Origin of the sequence: Streptomyces longispororuber (genome assembly GCF_024448165.1) — a bacterium.
GTDB lineage: Bacteria > Actinomycetota > Actinomycetes > Streptomycetales > Streptomycetaceae > Streptomyces > Streptomyces longispororuber_A.
This window is the reverse complement of the sequence record NZ_JAMOLN010000310.1, coordinates 1-8,530: the sequence shown is the minus strand read 5'-3', so window position 1 is coordinate 8,530 and position 8,530 is coordinate 1. Positions and strand designations below refer to the sequence as shown.

Annotated in this window: 7 protein-coding genes; 1 reads left to right on the top strand and 6 read right to left on the bottom strand. The window is 73.0% G+C overall.

Going from position 1 to position 8,530, the window contains the following annotated elements; all coding sequences use genetic code 11:
* A partial coding sequence (locus tag M4J07_RS44810; RefSeq protein ID WP_255982557.1) for a cell division protein PerM occupies nucleotides 1-882 on the bottom strand: 882 nt, incomplete at its 3' end.
* Between the two features lie 122 nt (nucleotides 883-1,004).
* Here M4J07_RS44810 and M4J07_RS44805 point away from each other — a divergent pair.
* Nucleotides 1,005-2,132 (top strand): helix-turn-helix domain-containing protein, encoded by a 1,128-nt coding sequence (locus M4J07_RS44805; RefSeq protein WP_255982555.1) that lies wholly within the window; start codon nucleotides 1,005-1,007, stop codon nucleotides 2,130-2,132.
* A 66-nt stretch (nucleotides 2,133-2,198) separates the two neighbouring features.
* On the opposite strand, the gene sucD is transcribed toward M4J07_RS44805, so the two are convergent.
* From sucD to M4J07_RS44780, 5 genes are all read right to left on the bottom strand, one after another.
* Nucleotides 2,199-3,080: a succinate--CoA ligase subunit alpha gene (gene sucD, locus M4J07_RS44800; protein ID WP_255982553.1), complete on the bottom strand. Its 882-nt coding sequence runs from the start codon at nucleotides 3,078-3,080 to the stop codon at nucleotides 2,199-2,201.
* Nucleotides 3,081-3,101: 21 nt separating this feature from the next.
* Nucleotides 3,102-4,280 carry an ADP-forming succinate--CoA ligase subunit beta gene (sucC, locus tag M4J07_RS44795; protein WP_207825189.1) on the bottom strand — a complete coding sequence of 393 codons (1,179 nt, stop codon included), beginning with the start codon at nucleotides 4,278-4,280 and terminating at the stop codon, nucleotides 3,102-3,104.
* A 429-nt stretch (nucleotides 4,281-4,709) separates the two neighbouring features.
* On the bottom strand, nucleotides 4,710-5,972 hold the full coding sequence (locus tag M4J07_RS44790) for a hypothetical protein (protein ID WP_255982548.1): 1,263 nt from the start codon (nucleotides 5,970-5,972) through the stop codon (nucleotides 4,710-4,712).
* Nucleotides 5,973-6,077: 105 nt separating this feature from the next.
* Complete coding sequence (locus M4J07_RS44785) at nucleotides 6,078-7,103, bottom strand: hypothetical protein (protein WP_255982546.1); 1,026 nt, start codon at nucleotides 7,101-7,103, stop codon at nucleotides 6,078-6,080.
* Between the two features lie 62 nt (nucleotides 7,104-7,165).
* Nucleotides 7,166-8,365, bottom strand: coding sequence for a vWA domain-containing protein (locus M4J07_RS44780; RefSeq protein ID WP_255982543.1), 1,200 nt, complete (start codon nucleotides 8,363-8,365; stop codon nucleotides 7,166-7,168).
* Between the last annotated feature and the right edge of the window lie 165 nt (nucleotides 8,366-8,530).

The following is an 8,530-nucleotide window of genomic DNA, read 5'->3' as shown; positions in this document are numbered from 1 at the left end:
GCCCGACCCGCCGAGCGGCCCCACGGCGTGCCCCGCACCGAGCACGACCCCGGGCCCGAGCGCGTACGCGGCACCCCAGATCACGGCGTTCGGAACCAGCGCGAAGCAGAGCAGCAGCACCGCGAACCGCCCCGACCACGCCGCCGTCAGCTGCAGGAACGACTCCCGCACCGCCGCCCCGTGCCAGACCAGCCCCGCGGCCACCACCAGCGCGCCCCCGGCCACCAGCACCAGCACCCCGGCGGCCGCCGCCCGCGCGGCGACCGGCAGCACCTCCCGTACGAACGACTCCGGCAGCACCTCGGCGCACCGCCGCAGCACCCCGGGCACCGGCCCCCGCGGCCGCCCGTGCGCGGTCCACACCCCGGCCCCGGCCGCCGCGACGGCTACCACCAGCAGATGGGCCCCGCAGCTCACCCAGGAGGGCCGCAGCTCACCGCCCGACGCGTAGTACGCCGCCGCGGAGCCGACCAGCAGATAGCCGAGCGCCACCCCGCCCCACGCCCCGGCCGCGGACGCCGCGGGCTCGCCCTCCGCGGTCTCCGCGGCGTCCCGCGCCGCCCGGTGCACCAGCCACACCGGCAGGGCGAGGAGCAGCAACGGCGTCACGCCCATCGGCGCGGGCACCCCGGAGAGCGTGTCCGTCCTGACCACCTCGGCGCCGTGCGCCAGCAGCCACAGCGCGGCGGCGGTGTGCAGGGCGCCGCCGGGGCCGCTGTCCGGGTACGGCGAGCTGATCCACAGCACCATCACGAGCACCGCGCACGCCCCGAGCCCGAGCCCCGCCGCCACCGCCCCGCCGAACACCCCGGAGGCGGGGCCCGGCGATCGTTCCCGCACCCGGGTCAGCAGCAGGGGCAACGACAGTCCACGGCCGGTCATTTGGGTCACCGGGCCATGCTCCCAACGACACGCGCTTTCCCCCTGCAACAGGCGAAGTCCGGATGTGTCGCTCAAGATACGTTTATGTACTTTTTCGCGCGAAAGGGTGTGTGGAGTTCACCATGACGCAGGGCCCTGCCACCCCACTGCCGACGCCGAAGGAGCGCCGCAGGCTCCGCGAGGCGAAGTCCCTGACACAGGCTCAGGTCGCCGCGACGGTCGGCGTGACACGCGAAACGGTCCGTTCCTGGGAATCGGGCCGTACGTCCCCCAGAGGCCGTAAGAGAGTCGCCTACGCGAAGCTCCTCACGGAGCTCGCCGGAACACCGGCACCGCAACCGGCGCCGGTGCAGGAGCCGGAGCTGGCCGCGGTCGGCGCGGCGAACGCCACCCCTTCGGTGGACCTGGCGAAGACGACGTCCCCGGAGCCCCGCCCCACCGAACGGACCCCCCTCAAGTCCGCGGCCGAGGCCTTCGACGCGCTCTACACCCACTGCGCACCGCACCTGGTGCGCCAGACCTATCTGCTCACCGGCCGCCGCACGCTCGCCCGGGAGTCCGTGGAACGCGCCTTCCAGCAGGCCTGGCAGCGCTGGCCGGAGGTCGCGGTCGACCCCGATCCGGCGGGCTGGGTGCGGGCCGCGGCGTACGAGTACGCGATGTCGCCCTGGCACCGGATGCGCCCGGCCCACCGTCACCCGGACGCGCCGCCCGCCGACCCGGACGACCGCAAGCTCCTCGACGTACTCCTGAGCCTGCCGCCCGCCTACCGGCGCACCCTGCTGCTCTACGACGGGGTGGGTCTCGACCTGCCGGAGACCGCCGCGGAGACGGAGGCCAGCACCCCGGCCGCCGCCAACCGGATCCTGCACGCCCGCGAGGCCGTCGCCGAGCAGCTGCCCGACCTCGCCGTGCCCGGGCAGCTGCACCGGCGGCTGACGGAGCTGGCGGGCGCGGAGAAGCTCGACGCGCCCGGTTCGACCCTGGTGCGCAGCGGCGGTGAGAAGCGCACCCGGTTCTGGACCCGGGCCGCGATCGCCGTCACCGTGCTGATCGTCGGCGCCACGGCACTCACCGTCCGGGTCGCGCCGACGCACTACGAGCCGGTGCCGGCGCCCGGCGCACCCATCAGCGGCGTACCGCCCCTGACCGGCCCCGACCGGCTGACGGAGGGCGACCTGGAGCTGCGCAGGCAGCTGCGCGGCGAGCTGAGCGGCGGTCCCGAGCGGCTCGCCCCCGCCGCCGAGTAGCCGGAAACGATCAGTGGGCCCGTACCGTCACCGGTGCGGGCCCACTGATCTGTGTACAGCTGCTGGTTACGAGAGGAGCTCGCGGGCCAGCTTCGCCGTCTCGGTCGGCGTCTTGCCGACCTTGACGCCGGCGGCCTCGAGGGCCTCCTTCTTCGCCTGCGCGGTGCCGGAGGAGCCGGAGACGATGGCGCCGGCGTGGCCCATGGTCTTGCCCTCGGGCGCCGTGAAGCCGGCGACGTAGCCGACGACCGGCTTCGTCACGTTGGCCTTGATGAAGTCGGCCGCGCGCTCCTCGGCGTCGCCGCCGATCTCACCGATCATGACGATCAGGTCGGTCTCGGGGTCGGCCTCGAACGCGGCGAGCGCGTCGATGTGCGTGGTGCCGATGACCGGGTCGCCACCGATGCCGACGGCCGACGAGAAGCCGATGTCACGGAGCTCGTACATCATCTGGTACGTCAGCGTGCCGGACTTCGAGACCAGGCCGATGCGGCCCGGCTTCGTGATGTCGCCCGGGATGATGCCGGCGTTCGACTGGCCCGGCGTGATGAGGCCGGGGCAGTTCGGGCCGATGATGCGGGTCTTGTTGCCCTTCGACTGCGCGTACGCCCAGAAGGCGGCGGAGTCGTGGACGGCGATGCCCTCGGTGATGACGACGGCGAGGGGGATCTCGGCGTCGATCGCCTCGACCACGGCGGCCTTGGAGAAGGCCGGCGGGACGAAGAGGACGGACACGTTGGCGCCCGTCTTCTCGATCGCCTCGGCGACCGAGCCGAAGACCGGGACCTCGGTGCCGTCGAAGTCGACGGACGTGCCCGCCTTGCGCGGGTTGACGCCACCGACGATGTTCGTGCCGTCGGCCAGCATGAGCTTGGTGTGCTTCATGCCCGTGGCACCGGTCATGCCCTGGACGATGACCTTGGAGTCCTTGTTGAGGAAGATAGCCATGGCTGTTTAGTCCCTCGTCCCTTACTTCGCAGCCGCGAGCTCGGCGGCCTTGTCGGCCGCGCCGTCCATGGTGTCCACGCGCTGCACCAGCGGGTGGTTGGCGTCGGAGAGGATCTTGCGACCCAGCTCGGCGTTGTTGCCGTCGAGGCGGACGACGAGGGGCTTCTCGACCTTCTCGCCCTTCTCCTCGAGGAGGGCCAGCGCCTGGACGATGCCGTTGGCGACCTCGTCACAGGCGGTGATGCCGCCGAAGACGTTGACGAACACGGACTTGACGTCCGGGTCGCCGAGGATGATCTCCAGGCCGTTCGCCATGACCGCGGCCGAGGCGCCGCCGCCGATGTCGAGGAAGTTGGCCGGCTTCACGCCGCCGTGGTTCTCACCGGCGTACGCGACGACGTCCAGCGTCGACATGACCAGACCGGCACCGTTGCCGATGATGCCGACCTCGCCGTCGAGCTTGACGTAGTTGAGGCCCTTGGCCTTGGCAGCAGCCTCGAGCGGGTTGGCTGCGTCCTTGTCCTCGAGGGCCTCGTGCTCCGGCTGGCGGAAGTCGGCGTTGGCGTCCAGGGACACCTTGCCGTCGAGCGCCAGGATGCGGCCGTCCTTGGTCTTGACCAGCGGGTTCACCTCGACGAGGAGCGCGTCCTCGGCGACGAAGGTGTCCCACAGGGTGACCAGGGCCTCGGCGACGCCCTCGGCCACGTCGGCCGGGAACTTCGCCTGGGCGACGATCTCGCGAGCCTTGGCGATGTCCACGCCGTCCACGGCGTTGACCGGGACCTTCGCGAGGGCCTCGGGGGTCTTCTCCGCGACCTCCTCGATGTCCATGCCGCCCTGCACCGAGGCCATGGCCAGGAAGGTGCGGTTGGTGCGGTCGAGGAGGTACGAGACGTAGTACTCCGCCTCGATCTCCGGAGACAGCTCGGCGATCATCACCTTGTGGACCGTGTGGCCCTTGATGTCCATACCGAGGATGTCGGTGGCCCGGGCCACGGCCTCGTCGGCGTTCGCGGCCAGCTTGACGCCGCCCGCCTTGCCGCGGCCGCCGACCTTCACCTGGGCCTTGACGACAGACTTGCCGCCAAGACGCTCGGTCGCCTCGCGGGCTGCCTCAGGCGTGTCGATGACTTCACCGGCCAGCACCGGTACACCGTGCTTGGCGAAGAGGTCCCTCGCCTGGTACTCGAACAGGTCCACGCGCGTCCGTCCCTATCAGTGATCTCGCGGTTCGATTTCCTGCGTGGGCGTGCCGCGATGGGCAACGTGACTCCGCTGTCACAAGGGAGGCGTACGAGGCGTACACAGTGGCCGGGTACGCGGCATGTCCGTCTCGCAGGTTATCGCCGCTCAGCGACGGCTTCTAAATCGCAGATCACACCTGAGCGGTGATAGTGGTCACAGAGCGTCCCGTTTGTGCCGCTGTTTGCCGCCGTTCGCCGCTTCTCTGCGGCTGTGCGAGGCCTCACCGTGCGGGGGTACGCACGGTGAGGCCACCCGATGGGCGCCGGAAGTTCACACCGGAGCCCTGGGCGGGCGGTCCCGTCCCCACGGGGCCACCCGCCCGTACGCCGGCTGTCCGCCCGGTCCGACCGATGGCGTTCGGCCGTCCGGGCGTCGCGGCGTCGGTCAGATGCCCTGGACGTAGCTGGGCGCGACGGCGGACGCGACGCCCTGCACGCCGCTGACGGCGTTGCCCGCGAGCGGCTGGACGTCGGCGGTGACGGTGCCCGTGAGGTCCTGGGCGAACGGGGCGACCTCGCCGACCACGCCGCCCGCCAGCGGCGCCACGTTGTCGCCGACCACGGTCTGCGCGAACGGCGCGACGTTCTCGCCGACCACGCCGTACGCGAACGGCGTCACGTCGCCGGTCACGCCCTGCGCCAAGCCGTAGGCGCTGGTGCCGACGCCCTGCACGACCGGCCGCACGTGGTCGACGACCGTCTGCACGAGCGGCTGCACGGCGCCGACGACGCCGCCGGCGAACGGCTGGACGTCGTCCCCGACGACCGCCTGCGCGAACGGGGTGACCTCGCCGGTGACCCCGGTGGCCAGCGGCTGGACCTGCCCGGTGACGCCGGCGGCGAAGGGCGCGACGTTGTCGCCGACGACGGTCCGGGCGAACGGCGTCACGTCCCCGACGGCACCGCCCGCGAGCACCGTGACGTCGCCGAGCGCCTGGTCCACGACCGGCAGCACGCCGTGCACCGCGGTGGCGGCGACGGGCGGCAGGACGGCGGTGGCGGTCTCGTCGACGACCGGGGTCGCGGTCGCGCGTACCTGGTCGACGCGCACCTGGTCGACCAGGTTCTGCGCGTGGACCTGCGCGAACTGCGCGGTGGTCGTCACCTGGTCCTGGACCTGCTCGCGCGTCTGGTCCAGCACGTAGCCGGGGTCCTGGGCGGCCGCCCGCGACAGCTCCTGCTGGAGCTCGGGGGCGAAGGAGGCGAGCGGGCCGAAGAGGTAGTCGACGTCCTGCTGGGCGTCCGCCACGGAGGGGACCGACGGGGCGGCCTTGTCGGTGACCGCCGTGTGCGCGCCCTCGACGTACTGGCGGGCCTGCTCGGCGGCGGCGGTGGCGTGGGCCGTGGCCTTGGCGGCGGTGGCCTTGGCGGCGGGCGCGGCCTTGGCGGCGGCCTTCGTGGCGGCGACCTTGTCGGTGACCTGATCGGTGACCCGGTCGGCGGCGCTGCTGCCGGTCGCCTTGCCGGTGACCTGGTCCGTCACGTGCGCGGCCGTGTCCTGGACGTCTGCGACGGCGTCACCGGCCACGTCCGGTACGGAGACCGAGTGGGCGGGCAGCTCGTCGGCGCTGGCCACGGCCGAGCCGAGGGCCCAGGCGCCGGAGACGCCCGCGGCTATGACGATGGAGCGGCGGATGTTCTTGTTCATGAGTGCGTGATTCCTTCGAATTCCGGCTGGTTCCGGAGGGACTCCGGGGTGTCGGGCAGACCTGTTCCGCCCCCGCGCGGCAGGTCGAGCGGGGAACTGGCCGCCCTAGCCGGGGAATTCGGGAATGTCGCGATGCCGGTCGGCCACCGGCGATGCGGTGCCGGGCGCGAGGGCGCCGGGCACCAGGAGTACGGGCAGGCGCCCGCCGAACGCCGCCGCGTGCAGATCACCGTGCCGGGGCGAACCGCCGTCACCCGCGGCCGTGCCGGCCGAGGGCACACCGTCGGGGCGCGGCGGCGCGGCGGGCGCGCCGGGCTGCCCTGCGGCCCGTGCGACGGGAGCCGCCCGGTGTCCGGCGGGCCCGTATCCGTACACGTATCCGGTGCCCTGGTCCACGACCGCGTGAGCCGTTCGCCCCGCCGGGGACTTGGTGTCCGGCCGGGCGGGCCGCTTCTCGGTGCCGGCCGGGACCGCGTCGGTGCCCGGCTGCTGCGGTACGCCCGCGGTGGGCGGCTGCGGCGCCGGGTCGGACACGCCGGGCAGGCCCGGGAGCCCCGGGAGCCCCGGCCACGACGGCGGACCGGACGGCAGCGGCCGGGGCGCCGCATCGGCGAGCCCCCCGACGACCGCCCCGGTCAACTCGCCGACCGGCCTCACGACGTCGCCCACCGTGTGCAGGACGGGCCGCAGGACCCGGTCGTTCACCGGATCGACGACGTGCTCCCGAACCGGTTCGGTGGCCCGGTCGGCCACCTGCTCGCGCACGGGGTCGACCACCCGGCCGCGCACGGGGTCGGTGACCTGGCGCCGAACGGGCTCGGTGACATGCTCCTGGACCGGCTCGGCGAGGTGCTCGCGGACCGGCTCGGCAGCGGGCTCGGCCACGCGCTCGCGCACCGGCTCCACCACCCGCTCACGCACCCCGCGCACGGCATCGGACGCCGCGTCCCGTACCGCCGCGGTGTGCGGTACGAGGCTGTCGGCGGACGCGTCCGCGTGGGCCCGGCCGCCGCAGAGGAAACCGAGGGCGATCAACCCGCCGAGCAGCAGCGCCAGTTGCAGCGCACGCCGACCGCCCGTCGAGCGCGGCAGGCGCTCGGCGGGGGCGGGAAGGGCCATCGGGGAAGTCACGGTGCGCCGATCCTCGCACGGGACGCGGGCGGCTGCGCAAGCCCCGTGTTACCGATGGGTACTCATATCCGGTTCGCCACTGCTCCCCCGGTTTCCGCCGCCGCGTCCGGTATCGGCAACGGCCGCTTCTCGATCGCCGCGGCCATGACGTCGGGAAACAGGTCGGGCGTGCAGGCGAACGCCGGCGCCCCGAGTCCGGCGAGCGCCGCCGCGTGTTCCCGGTCGTAGGCGGGCGCGCCCTCGTCGGAGAGCGCGAGCAGCGTCACGAACTGCACCCCGGACGCCTTCATCGCGGCGACCCGCTTCAGCATCTCGTTGCGTATCCCGCCCTCGTAGAGGTCCGAGATGAGGACGACGACGGTCTCCGCGGGCCGGGTGATCTGCGACTGGCAGTACGCGAGCGCCCGGTTGATGTCGGTGCCGCCGCCGAGCTGGGTGCCGAAGAGGACGTCGACCGGGTCGTCCAGCTGGTCGGTGAGGTCGACCACGGCCGTGTCGAAGACGACGAGTCGGGTCTGGATGGAGCGCATGGAGGCGAGCACCGCGCCGAACACGGAGGCGTAGACGACGGACGCGGCCATCGAGCCCGACTGGTCGATGCAGAGGATGACCTCCTTCTTCACCGACTGCGAGGCCCGCCCGTATCCGATGAGCCGCTCGGGCACGATCGTGCGGTACTCCGGCAGGTAGTGCTTGAGGTTGGCCGCGATCGTGCGGTTCCAGTCGATGTCGTGGTGGCGCGGGCGGCTGATCCGGGCGCTGCGGTCGAGGGCGCCGGTGAGCGTCGCCCGGGTGCGCGTGGCGAGCTTCTTCTCCAGGTCGTCGACGACCTTGCGGACGACGGCGCGGGCCGTCTCCTTGGTCGTCTCCGGCATCGCCTTGTTGAGCGAGAGGAGCGTGCCGACCAGGTGCACGTCCGCGTCGAGCGCCTCCAGCATCTCCGGCTCCAGGAGGAGCGCGGAGAGGCCCAGGCGGTCGATCGCGTCGCGCTGCATGACCTGGACGACGGAGGACGGGAAGTACGTGCGGATGTCGCCGAGCCAGCGGGCGACCGAGGGGGCGGAGGCGCCGAGCCCGGCGGACCGGCTGCCGCCGGTCGGCTGGTTCTTTCCCTGGCCCGAGCCGTACAGCGCGGTCAGGGCGCCGTCCATCGCCGCGTCCTGGCCCGCCAGTTGGCAGCCGGTGCCGTCCGCGGCGTCGCCGCCCAGCACGAGGCGCCAGCGCCTCAGTCGCTCGGCTCCGCCGGCTTCTGGGTGCGTCATCTCACTTCCCCCTCAAGGTCGTTCCCGTTGTTGTCGCGCTGTCGCGTCTGCCGGGTTCTCGTCGGAGGCGGGTGCGGGTCTCGTCGTGGCTGGTCGCGCAGTTCCCCGCGCCCCTGAAGCGAGCTCCGCTCGCTCAGGGGAAGGCTGCGCGCAGCGCATGCCTTC